The following is a 15,055-nucleotide window of genomic DNA, read 5'->3' as shown; positions in this document are numbered from 1 at the left end:
GGGCGCACGGCGCCAGTCAAACCGAAGCTCGGGGGATAAAACTTGCGTGACACGGCCATGGGGGCGACCGCTCTGCCCCGCGATCTGCTGGATTGGTACGACCGGCATGCGCGGGTGATGCCCTGGCGGGTCTCTCCCGCGGACAGGCAGGCTGGAATTGCGCCTGATCCCTATCGGGTCTGGATGTCGGAAATCATGCTCCAGCAGACCACCGTGGCCGCTGTCAAAGACTATTTTGAACGGTTTGTCCGGCGCTGGCCCACCGTCCGCGATCTGGCCGGGGCGGAGGATGCCGCCGTGATGGGTGAATGGGCCGGCCTGGGGTATTACGCCCGTGCGCGCAACCTTCTGAAATGCGCGCGCGCGGTGGTCAACGATCACGGAGGCGCCTTTCCCGATACATATGAGACCTTGCTGACACTGCCAGGCATCGGGCCCTATACGGCGGCGGCCATCGCCTCTATCGCTTTTGATCAGGCGGAGACCGTCCTTGACGGCAATGTCGAACGGGTGATGGCACGCCTTTTTGATATCCACGCACCGCTGCCCGGCTCCAAGCCTGAACTCAAGGCCCGCGCCCTCGAGCTGACCCCGCACGAGCGGCCCGGAGATTATGCCCAGGCGGTTATGGATCTGGGGGCGACGATCTGCACACCGCGCAATCCGGCCTGCGGCATCTGCCCCTGGCGCACGCCCTGTGCCGCGCGCATCGCGGGCACGGCCTCCGAACTGCCGAAAAAGACCCCGAAAAAGGCCAAGCCGACACGGTTCGGCATTGTCTATCTGGCCCGGCGATCCGATGGCGCCTGGTTGGTCGAAACGCGCCCCGAAAAGGGCCTTTTGGGCGGCATGATGGGCTGGCCCAGCACCGACTGGCACGAAGGCGCGCCGACCGATCAACCGCCCTGCCCCGCCAAATGGCAGGTTCTGCCTGGTGAAGTGCGCCACACTTTCACGCATTTTCACCTGATCCTGACGGTGAAAACCGCGGCGCTGGGCGCCGACAGCGACCCGGGCCGGGGCTTTTTCCTGGACAAACACGCCTTTCGCCCCTCGGACCTGCCCACGGTGATGCGCAAAGCGTTCGATCTGGCGCGAAACCCGTAAGGTCATGCTTTGGATCAGGGGCGCAAGCGGGCTATAATCGGGCCAGCCAAACCGAAGCCATGGACCCCGATCATGATCGCACCAGACAAACTTGCCCAATGGCACCGCGCCGCCCCGTTCTGGATCTCACTGGGATTGCTGCCGTTGGCGTGGATCGGCGCGGTTTATGGCGGCTGGACGGTGATCCTGCTGCCACTGGTGACCTGGTACTTTTTTGCCGCCCTTGACGGGTTTGTCGGGCTGGAGCTGGAAAATGCGGATCTCACCGCCACCGAAGATGACCTCTTTTGGTACAAAGCCGTCACCCTGATCTGGGCACCGCTGCAATTCGCGACGCTTTTCGGCATTTTGTGGTACACCACAGTGACCGACCACCTGTCGAGCCTGGAAAAGATCGTGCTGTTTTTCGGCATTGGCGTGATCAGCGGCACAGTGGGCATCAACTACAGCCACGAGCTGATGCATCAAAAAGACAAGCTGGAACGCTGGATGTCCGATGTCCTGTTGGCCATGGTGCTTTATTCGCATTTCCGGTCCGAGCATCTGTTGGTGCATCACCGCTATGTCGGCACGCCGCGGGACACGGTCACGGCACGCTATAATGAAGGGTTCCACCGGTTCTATCCCCGGGTGCTGAAAGAGGGGCTCGGCTCTGCCTTTGACGCGGAAAAGGCGATGCTCGCGCGCAAGGACCTGCCCTGGCATGATCGTTCAAACCCGTTCTGGAAATACGGCGCGTTGCAGGCGCTGATGCTGGTGCTGGCCTTTGCCATCGGCGGCTGGGCTGGGATCGGTCTGTTCCTGATCCAGGCGGGCACAGCGATCTGGCAGCTGGAACTGGTGAACTATGTCGAGCATTACGGGCTGACCCGCAAGCATCTGGGCGATGGCAAATACGAACATGTCCTGCCCCAGCATTCCTGGAACGCCGCCCAAAAGGCGTCAAACTGGCTGTTGATCAACCTCCAAAGGCATTCCGACCACCATTACAAACCCGATCGCCGCTTTCCGCTGCTGCAAAACTATACCGAAGAGGACGCACCGCAGCTTCCCTATGGCTATCCGATCATGACGATTGCCGCGATGATCCCGCCACTGTGGAAACGCGTGATGAATCCCCGCGTCAAACGGTGGCGCGAACGGTATTATCCCGAGATCACCGATTGGCGCGCCTATAACAAACACGCCACGCCGATGCCTCGCTAAGCCTCAGCTCAAACCCCAGACATCCACCGGCGCGTGCAGGCCCCGGATCGCCTGGGGGCCCTTGTTCACCATCCCGACAAGCGCCGGATCGCTGTCGGAGCTTTCACGGATGATCTGGACCCGGGTGTCATCGCTGATGGCCAGACGCACGCCGATGTCGCGGGTCAGCTTTTCCAACCGGCTGGCCACGTTCACGGTATTGCCGATGACCGCAAACTCCAGCCGGTTCACCCCGATGTCGCCCAGAACCACCGGCCCGTGATGCACGCCGAAACTGGCACGGATCTCAGGCTCGCCAGCCGCCACGCGCTCTGCATTCCAGGCATCAACCGCCTGCATCATGGCGCGCGCGCAATTGACCGCGTTGAGCGCATCCCGCTTCCCCGCGACGGGAGTTCCAAACGTCGCCATCAGCCCATCCCCCAGGTATTTGTCGAGCGTGCCGTCGAAGCGAAACACCTCCACTTCCATCCGTTGATGAAAGCCGCGCAGCATACCGATGATTTCTTCGGGGTGGCGGTTTGCCGCAAGCGCGGTAAAGCCCACGATATCGACGAACAGAACTGTCACATTATGGGTCCGGATCTGTCTGAGCGGATCATCGTTCTTGGACAGTTCATCCACCACGTTGGGCGAGAAATAGCGTGACAGGTTCGCGCGTTCGCGTTCCAGAACCGCGTGCCCCAACAAAAGCCGGTTGAACCGCCGCACTGACATCGCCAGCGTGTAGGCACAGATGAGGAACACAACGGCTTCCTGAATGCGCACGTCGAAATGCACGCGGTTGGGGTCGAAGATCTTCGTCATTTCAGGATCGGCCCCGAAAGCCGCCTGAGCGGCCTCGGTCAGTTCCGGATAGGTCGTGCCGAAGTACCAGATCAGCCCGGCCGTTCCCAACCATAGTATCGCCGTCCAATGGCCGATCGAGATGATCGTCCGCCAGTTAAACGCCAGTGTCGCGGCCGCCAGAATGATAAAGAGATAGATGAAGTTGCCATAGGCATAGACCATGGCCGTGGGCCAATCGTTATCGCCAAACGGGTTGGGCACCGCCAAGGCAACTGTCATCAGCGCCAGATCGACAAAGATCAAGAAAAGCTCGCTCTTGGATTGGCCAACCCGGCCCACTCGGTCCATGGCCCAGCCGTTCACGATCAAGAGCGCCAAAAGAAAGTGATACCACAGCACGTCCCAGTCCGGGTTCAGAAACGGCAGCATGACCGCGACAACACCCAGCGCGACAAAGCGTGCAGTCCCGCCCAGCTCCATGCCCTCGCGTTTGTGCCGCTCCAGCGCCTCTTCGGTGTAATGGCTGGGCGCCTCGAGATCGGCCTCACTCATCCGGTCCGGTAGTTCGTCAGCGGAAAACCTGGGTAATGAATGCGATGTATCTGCCATATTCGACCCTTTCCGGTCTGCGGCTCATCTACGCAAGATAGTAATGTTTATTCGATTTACATAGCAATTTCTGAGTTCTCACAACGTGGCATAGACGACTGCTCCGATACAGACCATAGCGATATGGGGCACGGGTGTGGCGCGCGCGGTCAACGTCGTCCCGCCCGTTGATCAGACCCCACCAACTCGGCCTTCTGAGAGAGGACAAAAAGGGCCCCGCCGAAACAGGCGGGACCCAAGGTGGATGCCATGTGTCAGGCCACAGGCACCGGCGGTATGAGGTATCGTCTTTTTGTTTGGGTTTATTTCTGCATCTCTGCGCGGATCTGTTTGCGCAGAAGGTCAATGGGCACATGCTTGCCCTCACGTTTGAACGACCAATAGGTCCAGCCATTGCAGCTGGGCGCGCCCTCCAGATGGGCCCCGACCTGATGGATCGAGCCTTTGACATCATGCCCGATCAGCGTGCCATCGGCCCGCACCTTGGCAATCTGGCCGCGCGGGGAGTAAAGCTCTTCTCCCGGGCGCAGCATGCCACGCTCGACCAACTGACCAAAGGGGACGCGCGGCTCGGCCCGTTTGGAGGTGGAGACCTCCAGCGCCTCGCGATCAAATTTCCGGATTTTTGACAGCCGCTTGGTGGCGACCTTTCGATACGCCTCCTCGCGTTCGATCCCGATGTAATCGCGACCCAGCATCTTGGCCACGGCGCCGGTTGTCCCGGTCCCAAAGAAAGGATCCAGCACAACATCACCAGGATTGGTGCAGCCCACCAGAATCCGGTGCAGCAACGCCTCGGGTTTTTGCGTCGGATGGGCCTTGTCGCCGTTCTCATTCTTGAGACGTTCGTGCCCGGTGCAGATCGGGATCACCCAATCACTGCGCATCTGAATGCCTTCGTTCAGCGCCTTGAGCGCTTCGTAGTTGAAGGTGTATTTCGCACCTTCCGACTTGGAGGCCCAGATCATCGTCTCATGCGCGTTGGTAAACCGTTTGCCCCGGAAATTCGGCATCGGATTCGATTTGCGCCAGACCACATCATTGAGGATCCAGTACCCTTCATTTTGAAGGCTGGCGCCCACGCGAAAGATATTGTGATAGCTGCCGATCACCCAGATCGCGCCGTTAGGCTTCAAGAGGCGGCGCGCGGCCTTGAGCCACTTGGTCGTGAACGCATCATAGGCCGAAAAGGACGAGAACTGGTCCCAATGATCGTCCACCGCATCGACCTGGGAATTGTCGGGTCGGTGCAGCTCCCCCTTGAGTTGGAGGTTATAGGGCGGGTCGGCAAAGATCAGATCTATGGACGCCTCGGGAAGACTGTTCATCGCCTCGATGCAGTCGCCATCCATGATCGTGTTAAGCGGGAGCGCGGGTGCGCCCTTTGTTTGCGTTTTGGTCATTCTCTGCCTCTGTACCGGCGTGTTTCACGCTCGTTGGTTGTGGACAAAGATGAGTCAAAGCCGATTCGGCGTCAATTTCTTTTTTGAATCAGGAGGTTACGGATTTCTCTTGATACAAGATGTTGTGGACGGGTTTGAACGAACGCCTATGGTGTGGGGTCACGCCCAGATTTCGCAGCGCCTCTTTGTGGCTTTTGGACGGATAGCCCGCATTTGTCTCCCAGCCATATCCGGGGTGCTGTTGCGCCAAATCCACCATGATGCGATCCCGGCATATTTTGGCCACGATTGAGGCTGCTGAAATCGACACCGACCGGGCGTCGCCCTTGATCACGGCCTGTGCCGGAATGGTCAGACCAGTGGGGAGCATGTTGCCATCTATCAGCAGGTAATCGGGCGCGGGGGTCAGGGCCGCCACCGCGCGCGCCATCGCAAGGTGGCTGGCGCGCAGGATGTTGATCCGGTCAATCTCCTCGACGCTGGCATGGGCGATGGCGACCTCGGCCCGGGCGGCGATGTGATCCGCCAACCTCTCACGTACCCGCGAGGTCAGCTTTTTGGAATCGTTCAGACCCGTAGGAATGGCTTTCGGATCAAGGATCACCGCCGCGGCGGTAACGGGACCGGCCAGAGGGCCGCGCCCGACCTCGTCCACTCCTGCCACGCGCAGATAGCCTTGGGCGATCAGCTCTTCTTCCAACGAAAAATCCGGGTCAGTCATAGCCCCGTGTCAAACCCCAAGCCCCGCCCGTGAGCAAGCGAAAAGGGGAAACGCCGTTGCCGGGCGTTTCCCTGCCAGGTGCCGTGCGCCGGGGTGCGCGCGGCGCTCCCCGCCTTAATAGCGGGCGACCTCAAAGCCCTGACGCCGCAGGCATCGGGCACCATAGGCCCAGCGCCAGCCGCGCTGAGTCCAGACGCGTTCCGTGCAGCCCCGAGGCAACTGATTGGCAAACCGGTAATTCCGCTCGAGGCAGCGTGCGCCAAAGACGCGGATCTGGCCCCGGTCACTTTCGGCCTGGCGCAGGCATTGCGCTGGCAGCGCGTTGCGGGCTGCCCGCTTGGGCAATGGACGGGGCTTAAGCTTGTGGTCGCGATGAACGTGCTGGCGTTTGCTCACCTCGTCCCGGTCTCTGCGGTCATGGATCGCCTTTCCGATGATGGCCAGGGCTGCGATGCCGGCAAGCGCCTTGGCGAGATCGTCGGCATCGGCCCGTGCAGGGGCCGCAGAAAAGCCGGTGATCGCGATGGTGGCGGTTATGATCAAGGCGATGAATTTCCGGTGCATGGGTGGGCTCCTTCCTGGATGTACTGGAGGGGCAGCTGCAAAGGTCGCCCCAGACTGATCTCAGGGTGGAGGCGGAAGGCCGCGACAGGCAATATCGACATATGGTTATGCGATAACATAGGCTCAACATTCTAATATCATTAGATAAATTTATGTTTCTGCCCTACACGGGGTTCCAGCTTAAGACCCGCTGCCGATGTAATCGGACATGACTGCGGAGCATCGAACAGAATGGCGAAAGGCCCGCAGCAACGCACCGGCTGGCAAGAACAAGGGTGGTTTCAAAGCCACAGCGAAGACGCCTCCTGGTGGGCGCTGCACTCACCGCCCTGATCACCCAAATATGCAGGCCAGCCCGGGCACGATCCAGTCAATTGTGACCAAACGACCTCAGCTTGAGTGGATTGCGCATCAGCCGCGATCCTGCCCGCAGGAAATCTGGTTACAGACCGCGCATCCCCAGTATAGTGGCGCCAAAACGACAACGGATGGCCTCAGATGCCAGGTGTAACGACAGTTGGCCCCACAAGCCCGAGGGTTCCGGGAGCCAACCCAAAATGAGCGACAACTATGCGGCCTACCGGGCCCGCACCCGCTTTGCCAATCTCGATGGCCTGCGGTTCATCTGCATCGCGATGGTGCTGTGGCATCATGCCCAACCGGTGTCAGGCGATCTGTCACCTGCCCTTAGTCGCGGGTTTCTGGGCGTCGATTTCTTCTTTGTGCTCAGCGGATATCTGATCACCACCTTGCTCTTGCGGGAAGCAGACAGGTTCGGGCATTTCAACCTCAAGCATTTCTACATTCGCAGACTGATCCGCATCGTCCCTGTCTATTTCCTCGTCGTGGGCGCGGTCTCGTTCTACTATGTCGTGATCAAGGGAGAGACAGAGCTTGCCGCGCTGATCCCTTATTATGTGCTGTTCCTGTCGAACTTTCTGACCGAGCATATTCCGACCCTTGAGATGACATGGTCGCTGGCGGTTGAGGAGCAGTATTACCTGCTGTGGCCGCTCTTGCTGCTGGTGGTACCGTTGCGCCTTCTAATCCCGTTTGCACTGGTCCTTGTCGCGCTAAACGTGGCGCTTGCCCCGCTGGATCTGGGATATGCCCCCCAAACAGAGGCGCCCGTGCGCATCGCGCTGCCCTATGCGACCTATGCACCGATCCTGATGGGCTCGCTTCTGGCCATCGCGCTGCATCTGGGTCGCAGCTTTGACCTGATCGACAGGCTTCTAGGCTGGCGCGGCGCGGCGCTTGCAGGCTTTTTGGTCCTCGGGCTGACCATGCATCTGGCTCCGGCGGATGTGCGGGGATTGCCCAATTTCGTGATCCACAGCGTGATGACCGCAATCCTTGCCGCCCTTGTCCTGCGGGAAAGAGGGGACTTCATGGCCACCCTCCGGCAACCTCGGATCGCACGGGTCGGCGCGGTCAGCTATGGCATCTACCTCTATCATCTGATCGCGCTGGATATCACGCAACGGGTGCTCGACAGGGTTGGCTTGGCCGAGGCTTGGCTGATCCTTTTTGCCTATAGCGCGCTGGCCATTGCCATCGCCGAGGTCAGTTTCCGCACGCTTGAAGCATATTTCAGGCGGTTCAGACCCAAACCACCGCCCGCGCCCGCCGCGCGACCGATCGGCGAAGGGCGCTGACCCGGGCTCAGCCATGTGCATCGCCAGTCAGTCCTTGCCGCTCCAGTGAACGATGCGGGTTTCCAGAAACCAGAACAACCGATCCAGGCCAAAACCGATCAGGGCCATGATCAACACGGCCACGATCACGATATTGGTCGCCAGAAACTCTGCTGCTGTCAGTGCCATCCAGGCAATGCCTTCGGACGTCGCGGTCAGCTCGGCAGCGACCAGCATCGTCACCGCGATAGAGATCGAGACACGGATCCCGGTAAAGATCCCCGGTAGGCTGGCGGGCAGCACGATCCGTGAAAACACCGTCCATCGCCCGGCACCCAGAGATTGCGCCGCCTGTATCTTCTTCTCGCTGACCGAGCGGACGGCCTGCATCGCGCTGATGGCGATGATGGGAAAGACAGGGGCCGAGATGACGATGATCTTCGACAGGTTGCCGATTCCGAACCAGATGAGAAAAAGTGGCAGGAGCGCGATTTTGGGGATTGGGCGGATCGCCTGGATCGGCGGCTCGACGATGGCGCGCACCCGCTTGTTCATGCCCATCAAAAGGCCCAGAGGCACGCCCAGCACGATGCAAAAGAAAAACGCGGTCGAAAACCGATAGAGGCTGATGCCGATGTGATCGCCCAGGCTCTTGCCCTGGAACCCGTTCTCCCAAAGTTGGAGAAAGGTCTGCACCACCAATGCGGGCGAGGGCAGGAAAAGCGGGCTGATGATCGGCTCCCACGGACCGGTGCCGGTTGCCGCTGCCCAGGACCCCAGCAGAACCGCAAAGGTCCCGAAGGTCAGCCATCGATCATGCAGGCGCTTTTTGGGCCGCGCCCCGGACGGGGAAAGGGCGGCTGTCTCAGACCCGGAATAGGTGTCGGTCATTGGGCGAGGACCTCCTTGGGCGCCTCGGCGCTGAGCAGTTCGATAATCTGACGCTTGGCCGCCACAAACTCGGGCGAAACGGCAACCATGGGGTCCTCGCTGGTGCCGAACTCGCTGCGAAAGGCGGCGCGGACCCGCCCCGGCCGCGGTGACATCACAACGATATGGGTGGCCAGAAACAATGCCTCTTCGATCGAATGCGTGATCCAGAGGATGGTCTTGCCCGTGCGCTTCCACAGATCGCGGATTTCTCCCAAAAGGCCTTCGCGCGTCTGTTGGTCCAGCGCGGCAAAGGGTTCGTCCATCAACAGAACCTCCGGGTCGTTGGTGAGAGCGCGGGCGATGCCGACACGCTGCTGCATACCGCCAGAAAGCTGATAGGGATACTTCTGCACGAAATCCTCCAACCCCACCATCTGGAGCGTGCGCAGAGCACGCTCATGTGCGACCGCCACGGAATGGCCCGTGGCACGTGGACCGAACGCGACGTTTTCCAGCACGTTCATCCAGTTAAAGAGCGCTCCCTGCTGGAACACCACGCCGCGTTCCGCGCCAGGCCCGGAGATTTCCTGGCCATCCAGCCGGATGGATCCGCCTGTTGGCGTATCAAAGCCCGCGACCAGATTGAGTAGGGTCGTCTTGCCACACCCCGATGGGCCAACCACGCAAAGGAAATCGCCGTCTCGCACCATCAGGTCCATCGGGGTCAATGCGACAACCGCCTCTGCCCCCGCGCCATAGATCTTGCTGACCCCTTCTATGGCCAGCTTGGCCTCGCTCGGGGCACAGCGCGTGCCGCATTCATAAGGCTCGATCTGCATGTCTGGACCTCCTGCGGCAAACCGGTGTGTCGCCCGGCAGACAAAGCCGGGCGACGGATCGTCAGCTTTCTAGCATCTGCGCGATAAAGCTTGAATCGATGTACTGGGTCAGATCGGGCATCTGCATGATCTGGTTTGTGTCGAGCATGAATTGCGCCTGTTTTTGCAGCGCCTGCTGGATGCCGGTATCGGTGTCGCCCGGCAGGCCCATCCACTCTTTGCTGGCCTGTTCCTCGGGCGTCAGCGTGTGAGTGGTATCGATAAAGCGCTGCACCAATGCGCGGTCGATCTGAAGGAAATCGGTCATCGTCTGGGCCACCTCATCGGGGGCCGCCCCAAAACGGGCATCGATCCGGGCCAGTTCCCGCAGACAGGTCAGCACCAGATCCGGGTTTTCTTCCTTGAACCGATTGCGGACGGCAAAGCCATCGAGCAGCAGAACACCGTCCTTGGCCAGATCGCCGGTGGTGAAGATGGTTTGGCCACCATCCTGCTCCAGCTTGGCCAGGACCGAGGTCCAGATATAAGCCGCGTCGATCGCGCCCTGAGACCAGGCCGCCACGATTGCGTCAGGCCGCAGGTTGACCAACTCGACATCGGACGTGCTGAGGCCAACGCTGTCGAGCGCCGCCAGAACCGCGAAATGAACCGAGGTGTTGAAGGGCGTGCCCACCTTGCGGCCGCGCAGATCTTCGAGGCTGTCTATACCGGCGCCCTCGCGCACGATCAGCGCCTCGCTTTCGCGGATGATCTTGTGGACGTAAATCATCGAGATCGGTAGCCCCTGCGCCATGCCGACAATCATCGGGCTGGACCCCATATTGCCCATATCAATCGCTCCCGCCGCCATGCCCGTCAGGATATCGGGGCCGGATTTCACCCCGCGAAACTCGACCGCAGCGGCATCGCCAAACGCCTGATCCAGCGATCCGGTCGCGCGCGCATAGTTCTGCGGATTGACCGACGCGAAATGACTGAGCACAAGGCTCCGGTCTTGTGCGAACGCGGGCGTGGCAAGACCAAAGGGCGTCACCGCAAGGCTGGCCAGACCGATATTCCCGCTGAGCTTCATCAGGTCGCGGCGTGAAAGCCCTTGTTTCCGTTTCATTTGTTCTCTCCCTGTTGACGTGGTCTTTCAAAGGCTGCGCATAAGCGTCAACTCGCGTAGCCGGTTGAGGCCATGTTCGGTACCGGTGTGTCAGACGCGCTGGCATGCACTGCGGCCCTAAGATCGGCCACGTATTGCTGGCGCGGCTCCTCATGCAGGAGCGACATCATGATGTGGATACCGACAGGCCGACGCGTCAGTGTGGTCAGCCAGCCCCGTTGCGTCATCTGCGCGGCGACTTTCGTCATGTCATGAATGTGCGATCCGAAATTGATCAGCGACATGTCGGGTTTTGCCCACATCTGCATCCCGTCAATGGCCTGGATATCCGCGACATAGGCATCGGTCATCGTGGCCAGCCGGTCGGCAGCGCGCGCGTAGCCGACACTGCCCAGATGGTTGAGAACGGCCCAGGCGGCCGCAACCGCGCCAGCGGGCCGCGTTCCGGCAAGGGTGGCGGTGCGAAACACGCCCGAAGGCCAGGCATCGGCAACAAACTGTGCCCGCTCCTGATCGGCGCGGTCCCGGAAAAAAACGGTCGAGGCCGGCTTTGGGCAAAACCCGAATTTATGCAGATCGGCGGACAGAGACCGCACGCCGGGCAGGGTGAAATCAAATGGCCCGACCTCCCGCCCGTTGCGGCGGTAAAACGGCAGGATCCAGCCACCGACACAGGCATCGACATGCAGCCAAACATCGCGATCCACCGCCATATCCGACAGCTGTTCCAACGGATCCACCACACCATGCGGATAACATGGCGCAGAGCCGACAATGAGCATGGTGCAATCATCCACCAGGGCGCCCAAGGCGGCGATATCGACCCGCATGTCCGGGCGCAGCGGCGCGCGGCGGATCTCAAGATCCATGGTCTGAGCCGCTTTGTCGAATGCGGCATGCGCGGATACCGGCATAACGATGTTCAACCCAAGCTGCGCCGCGCCGGCTCTGGCACGATATGCATCGCGGGCCGCCTTTACGGCGATAAAGATGCTCTCGCTGCCGCCCGGAGAGAAGACGCCAACGCCGGTGTCTGGCGCTTCGAACAGGGCAAGACCATAATCGAGAACCTCCCGTTCCATCCGGCCCACACCGTGAAAGGCGCGCGTCCCGCCCAGCCCGTTTTCGGTGAAGTATTCAAAGAACGCGTTGCGCCCTATGTCCTGCGTTTCCGCGTCATTCTTGAACACGAACATGGGCACGCGCCCGTGCCGCCAGTCGGCATCATCGGCGGAGTATTCCGCCATCTCGGCCTTTAGATCAGGCCATGACGCGCCTCCCTTGGGAAAGGCGTGGCGCAATTCAGACTCAGACATCCTGTCCTCCATTTGTAAAAATGATATATCATTTTAGATCTCGCGCAACTAAAAATGATATGTCATTTTTCTGCGACACCACGCGGGCTGAAGGCCTTGCAAGGACCGACGGGAAAATGGCATGCTCACGCTCTGTTCGACACCAACTGCGACAGCGCCCCTCGCAGCCCGGAGATCCAGCGCAGATTTCCGGTGTGGGCACCCAGCCCCGACACGCGCCCTGAAGGACCAGATGGCCCCGTTGACACCCCCCCAAACCGCAAAGACCTCGCCGCCGACCGAAGCGGCGTTTTCCGCCGCCGACCCGCTGACCCTGTCGGATGAGGTTTACGAGGCGCTGCGCGAAGGGCTCCTGATCGGAGAGTGGATGCCAGGCGCGAAGATCACGGCCCGAAACGTGGCCAAGCAATATGACGTCAGCCTGACCCCAGCCCGCGATGCCATGACCCGGCTTGCCAACGAGGGAGGGTTGTTGCTGTCCGAAACGCGGATGTATTCCATTCCCAAGCTTTCGGCCGAAGATTATCTGGACGTCACCCGTGTGCGCCTGGCCTTGGAGCCCATGGCAACCGAACTGGCAACCGCCCGGATCACGGATCAGGCAGTGCACGACCTCCAACGGATCAATGAAGACATGCGTGACTGTGTAGAAGCTGGCCGATATCAGGATGGGCTGATCCTCGATTCCCGGTTTCATCTCGGGCTCTATCGGTTCTGCGGATCGCCGGTGCTCTGGCAGGTGATCAACAACCTCTGGCTGCGCATCGGACCGACGCGGAACATGCTGTCAAAAACCTATCGACGGGGTTTGAGCGGGTACAGCTTCCATCAAAAGATCCTGAGCGCCCTTGCTCAGCGTGACGCGGCCCTTGCCGCGAAACTGATCCGCCGCGATCTCAAGCTTGGGGCCAGCAAATTGGAGAACGCCCTGCGCGGCCAGTCCTGATCGGGCTGTTATCGACAACAAGGCGATTGGCGGGGGCGGATTACGCAACACAGAAATGGCACCATGGGGCAGGCGCACGGGTTGCATGCAGGCCTCCGGTGATCTCCCCCGATTGCCCCGACCAATCGTGATCCCCCTAAAGAAACGCAGTCGCAAACAGCAGCGCACTCGTCACCACGCCAAGCACGGGCACCGCCATCGGAACCCGGAAATGCACGGCCTCTGACATGCCCCTCAGCTTCAGCCGAATGAGGGAGAGGTTGACCAACACAAAAACAAACAGCACGATTTGCGAGGTGCGCTCGGCCAATGCATCGATCGGCAGGGCCGAGGCCAACACAAGAATAATGGCCACCACGCAGAGCGTTGCGATCACCGGCGTTTGCGTTCTGCGCGAGACCGTCGCCAAAGGCCCTGGCAAATGGCCCCGATCCGCAAGGCCATAGAGGACACGCGACGCCATGATCATCTGAATCAGCACACCGTTCACCGTGGCGACGATGGCGATCACGGCAAAGCTCTGCTGGATCGTGTCGGGCGCGCCGACGAAGACCAAGGACAGCGGCGCGGCCGACGAGGCCAAATCGTCCAGCGGAACCGCCACCAGCACAGCGGTCGACGTGCCGATATAGAGCAGTGTCGCCAGCACAAGCGTCCAGAGGATCGCCTTTGGCATGGTCTGCACGGGATCTTTGACCTCTTCGGCAACATTCGCGATGTCTTCGAACCCGACAAAGGCAAAGAACGCCAAAAGCGACGCGGCCCCGATACCGATCCAGTGCGGTCCGGCAAGCGGCGGGATAACCTCGCTCATGGCCACGCCCAGCGGCTCGGCAATGCCAAAACCCCAGACCATGACGAAGAGCAGGCCCGATATCTCAATCACAGTGATGACCGCCGCGACGGTGACCGATTGCGTGATGCCCCAAAGCGCGATCAATCCCATCACGACTACGACGAAAACCGTCAGAAGCCCTTGAGACACTCCAGAAAGGCTCTGGAGGTAGGACGCCGCCCCAATGGCCACGGCGGCCGCGGAAACCATCCCAGAGAGCGCAACGGCAAGCCCGACAACCGTGGCCAACCATCCAGCCCGAAACCCGGCCTCGACATAAGCCGCCTCGCCTGCGCTGACCGGATAGCGGGTCGACAGCTCGGCATAGGAAAAGGCCGTGAAGGCGACAACAAGAGCCGCCACAAGAAACGCTACCGGAGCATATGGGCCCGCCTCGGCCGTCGTCGCACCGACAAGAACATAGATACCGGCGCCGACCGTCACGCCAAGCCCATAGAGCGTTAGCAAAGGAGTGGTCAGCGCCCGACGCAACTTCGCGGGCGTGGCAGGATCAAGGGGGGCGGGATCAGGCATGTCTTAGTGTTTTGTCTCGATGGATCTGGCCTCACACTGGTTGAAGTTCGCGGCCCCCAATGCGCGTGGCGCCCAAAATCGGCCCAGCCCCGGCAAGAAGGTCCTTCGCGATGATACGGTGCCAATTGCCTAATTCAAACCCGCCGATTGGCACCACGCCATCGGGCTGGCACGTTTGGGGCGGCAGGCGGAGACACGTCCAAGGGTTGGCAAGGCAGGTAGGCTCGGCATGGTCGCCCCCAACAATCGCACCGAACTGACCAGTAACGCCATCTTAACCTTCGTCGCCGCGTGCGGGATTGAGTGGCATTCCATCGCACCGGGACCGCCGATGCAGAGCGGTTTGGTGGAGCGCCTCAATGGCAGACTGCATATTAAAGCGCTCGACCTTTAACTTGAGACATATCCTGCAGCCTTGAAGGAGTTCCAGCACTCTTCCGGTGTGAAGAGGTCGCAGGCTTCTGAGAGGGCGTGGAACATGTCGGTGAAGGTTCGAGCGCCGATCCGGCGCAGGTGCGCTTTGAGCTTCGAGAAGGCCATCTCAATTGGGTTCAGATCGGGGCTGGTG

General features: G+C 60.7%; 14 protein-coding genes and 1 pseudogene. 5 read left to right on the top strand and 10 right to left on the bottom strand.

The genetic code is table 11. From position 1 onward, the window contains the following. The first annotated feature begins 57 nt into the window (after positions 1-57). Entirely contained in the window at positions 58-1,107 is a 1,050-nt protein-coding gene (mutY, locus tag HEP69_RS09330; protein ID WP_290558414.1) for an A/G-specific adenine glycosylase, read from the top strand. Positions 1,108-1,179: 72 nt separating this feature from the next. Further along, positions 1,180-2,313, top strand: coding sequence for an alkane 1-monooxygenase (locus HEP69_RS09325; protein ID WP_290558243.1), 1,134 nt, complete (start codon positions 1,180-1,182; stop codon positions 2,311-2,313). 3 nt (positions 2,314-2,316) lie between these two features. Here the strand turns inward: HEP69_RS09325 and HEP69_RS09320 are convergent, their stop codons facing one another. From HEP69_RS09320 to HEP69_RS09305, 4 genes are all read right to left on the bottom strand, one after another. Then, positions 2,317-3,711, bottom strand: a complete 1,395-nt coding sequence (locus tag HEP69_RS09320; RefSeq protein ID WP_290558242.1) for an adenylate/guanylate cyclase domain-containing protein — start codon at positions 3,709-3,711, stop codon at positions 2,317-2,319. 302 nt (positions 3,712-4,013) lie between these two features. Then, a complete protein-coding gene (locus tag HEP69_RS09315) occupies positions 4,014-5,114 on the bottom strand; it encodes a site-specific DNA-methyltransferase (RefSeq protein ID WP_290558241.1) in 1,101 nt (366 codons plus the stop codon). Positions 5,115-5,202: 88 nt separating this feature from the next. Then, positions 5,203-5,835: a ribonuclease HII gene (locus tag HEP69_RS09310; RefSeq protein WP_290558240.1), complete on the bottom strand. Its 633-nt coding sequence runs from the start codon at positions 5,833-5,835 to the stop codon at positions 5,203-5,205. 114 nt (positions 5,836-5,949) lie between these two features. Further along, the gene (locus HEP69_RS09305) at positions 5,950-6,399 is read right to left on the bottom strand and encodes a hypothetical protein (protein WP_290558239.1); all 450 of its coding nucleotides are present in this window, start codon (positions 6,397-6,399) and stop codon (positions 5,950-5,952) included. A gap of 557 nt (positions 6,400-6,956) precedes the next feature. On the opposite strand from HEP69_RS09305, the gene HEP69_RS09300 reads away from it, so the two are divergent. Beyond that, positions 6,957-8,057 carry an acyltransferase gene (locus tag HEP69_RS09300; RefSeq protein ID WP_290558238.1) on the top strand — a complete coding sequence of 367 codons (1,101 nt, stop codon included), beginning with the start codon at positions 6,957-6,959 and terminating at the stop codon, positions 8,055-8,057. 27 nt (positions 8,058-8,084) lie between these two features. Here the strand turns inward: HEP69_RS09300 and HEP69_RS09295 are convergent, their stop codons facing one another. The 4 genes from HEP69_RS09295 to HEP69_RS09280 all read right to left on the bottom strand — a co-directional run bounded on the left by HEP69_RS09295 (position 8,085) and on the right by HEP69_RS09280 (position 12,172). Continuing rightward, positions 8,085-8,927: an ABC transporter permease gene (locus HEP69_RS09295; protein ID WP_290558237.1), complete on the bottom strand. Its 843-nt coding sequence runs from the start codon at positions 8,925-8,927 to the stop codon at positions 8,085-8,087. After that, the gene (locus HEP69_RS09290) at positions 8,924-9,748 is read right to left on the bottom strand and encodes an ABC transporter ATP-binding protein (protein WP_290558236.1); all 825 of its coding nucleotides are present in this window, start codon (positions 9,746-9,748) and stop codon (positions 8,924-8,926) included. The genes HEP69_RS09295 and HEP69_RS09290 overlap by 4 nt, the downstream gene beginning before the upstream one ends. A 61-nt stretch (positions 9,749-9,809) precedes the next feature. Beyond that, positions 9,810-10,856 carry an ABC transporter substrate-binding protein gene (locus HEP69_RS09285; RefSeq protein ID WP_290558235.1) on the bottom strand — a complete coding sequence of 349 codons (1,047 nt, stop codon included), beginning with the start codon at positions 10,854-10,856 and terminating at the stop codon, positions 9,810-9,812. Positions 10,857-10,903: 47 nt separating this feature from the next. Continuing rightward, on the bottom strand, positions 10,904-12,172 hold the full coding sequence (locus HEP69_RS09280) for an aminotransferase class V-fold PLP-dependent enzyme (protein WP_290558234.1): 1,269 nt from the start codon (positions 12,170-12,172) through the stop codon (positions 10,904-10,906). 232 nt (positions 12,173-12,404) lie between these two features. Between HEP69_RS09280 and HEP69_RS09275 the strand changes: the two genes are divergently transcribed. Beyond that, positions 12,405-13,118: a GntR family transcriptional regulator gene (locus tag HEP69_RS09275; protein WP_290558233.1), complete on the top strand. Its 714-nt coding sequence runs from the start codon at positions 12,405-12,407 to the stop codon at positions 13,116-13,118. Between the two features lie 136 nt (positions 13,119-13,254). Here the strand turns inward: HEP69_RS09275 and HEP69_RS09270 are convergent, their stop codons facing one another. Beyond that, positions 13,255-14,487 (bottom strand): amino acid permease, encoded by a 1,233-nt coding sequence (locus tag HEP69_RS09270; protein WP_290558232.1) that lies wholly within the window; start codon positions 14,485-14,487, stop codon positions 13,255-13,257. Between the two features lie 229 nt (positions 14,488-14,716). Here HEP69_RS09270 and HEP69_RS09265 point away from each other — a divergent pair, with 229 nt between their 5' ends. Continuing rightward, a complete protein-coding gene (locus HEP69_RS09265) occupies positions 14,717-14,881 on the top strand; it encodes an integrase core domain-containing protein (protein ID WP_290558231.1) in 165 nt (54 codons plus the stop codon). Here HEP69_RS09265 and HEP69_RS09260 read toward each other — a convergent pair. Further along, positions 14,878-15,055: pseudogene (locus tag HEP69_RS09260) on the bottom strand (IS630 family transposase); the annotation flags it as partial. The gene HEP69_RS09265 and the pseudogene HEP69_RS09260 overlap by 4 nt on opposite strands.

The organism is Aestuariivita sp. (assembly GCF_021404545.1).
Lineage (GTDB): Bacteria > Pseudomonadota > Alphaproteobacteria > Rhodobacterales > Rhodobacteraceae > Aestuariivita.
The sequence above is the reverse complement of the archived record's forward strand: the minus strand, read 5'-3'. Positions and strand labels throughout refer to the sequence as shown.

Excerpts from the sequence above, each read along its gene's own strand:
- HEP69_RS09275 (WP_290558233.1), top strand. The coding sequence starts at position 12,405 with ATGGCCCCGTTGACACCCCCCCAAACCGCAAAGACCTCGCCGCCGACC.
- HEP69_RS09305 (WP_290558239.1), bottom strand. The coding sequence starts at position 6,399 with ATGCACCGGAAATTCATCGCCTTGATCATAACCGCCACCATCGCGATC.
- HEP69_RS09320 (WP_290558242.1), bottom strand. The coding sequence starts at position 3,711 with ATGGCAGATACATCGCATTCATTACCCAGGTTTTCCGCTGACGAACTA.
- HEP69_RS09265 (WP_290558231.1), top strand. The coding sequence starts at position 14,717 with ATGGTCGCCCCCAACAATCGCACCGAACTGACCAGTAACGCCATCTTA.
- HEP69_RS09295 (WP_290558237.1), bottom strand. The coding sequence starts at position 8,927 with ATGACCGACACCTATTCCGGGTCTGAGACAGCCGCCCTTTCCCCGTCC.
- HEP69_RS09300 (WP_290558238.1), top strand. The coding sequence starts at position 6,957 with ATGAGCGACAACTATGCGGCCTACCGGGCCCGCACCCGCTTTGCCAAT.
- HEP69_RS09325 (WP_290558243.1), top strand. The coding sequence starts at position 1,180 with ATGATCGCACCAGACAAACTTGCCCAATGGCACCGCGCCGCCCCGTTC.
- HEP69_RS09280 (WP_290558234.1), bottom strand. The coding sequence starts at position 12,172 with ATGTCTGAGTCTGAATTGCGCCACGCCTTTCCCAAGGGAGGCGCGTCA.
- HEP69_RS09270 (WP_290558232.1), bottom strand. The coding sequence starts at position 14,487 with ATGCCTGATCCCGCCCCCCTTGATCCTGCCACGCCCGCGAAGTTGCGT.
- HEP69_RS09290 (WP_290558236.1), bottom strand. The coding sequence starts at position 9,748 with ATGCAGATCGAGCCTTATGAATGCGGCACGCGCTGTGCCCCGAGCGAG.
- HEP69_RS09285 (WP_290558235.1), bottom strand. The coding sequence starts at position 10,856 with ATGAAACGGAAACAAGGGCTTTCACGCCGCGACCTGATGAAGCTCAGC.
- mutY (WP_290558414.1), top strand. The coding sequence starts at position 58 with ATGGGGGCGACCGCTCTGCCCCGCGATCTGCTGGATTGGTACGACCGG.
- HEP69_RS09315 (WP_290558241.1), bottom strand. The coding sequence starts at position 5,114 with ATGACCAAAACGCAAACAAAGGGCGCACCCGCGCTCCCGCTTAACACG.
- HEP69_RS09310 (WP_290558240.1), bottom strand. The coding sequence starts at position 5,835 with ATGACTGACCCGGATTTTTCGTTGGAAGAAGAGCTGATCGCCCAAGGC.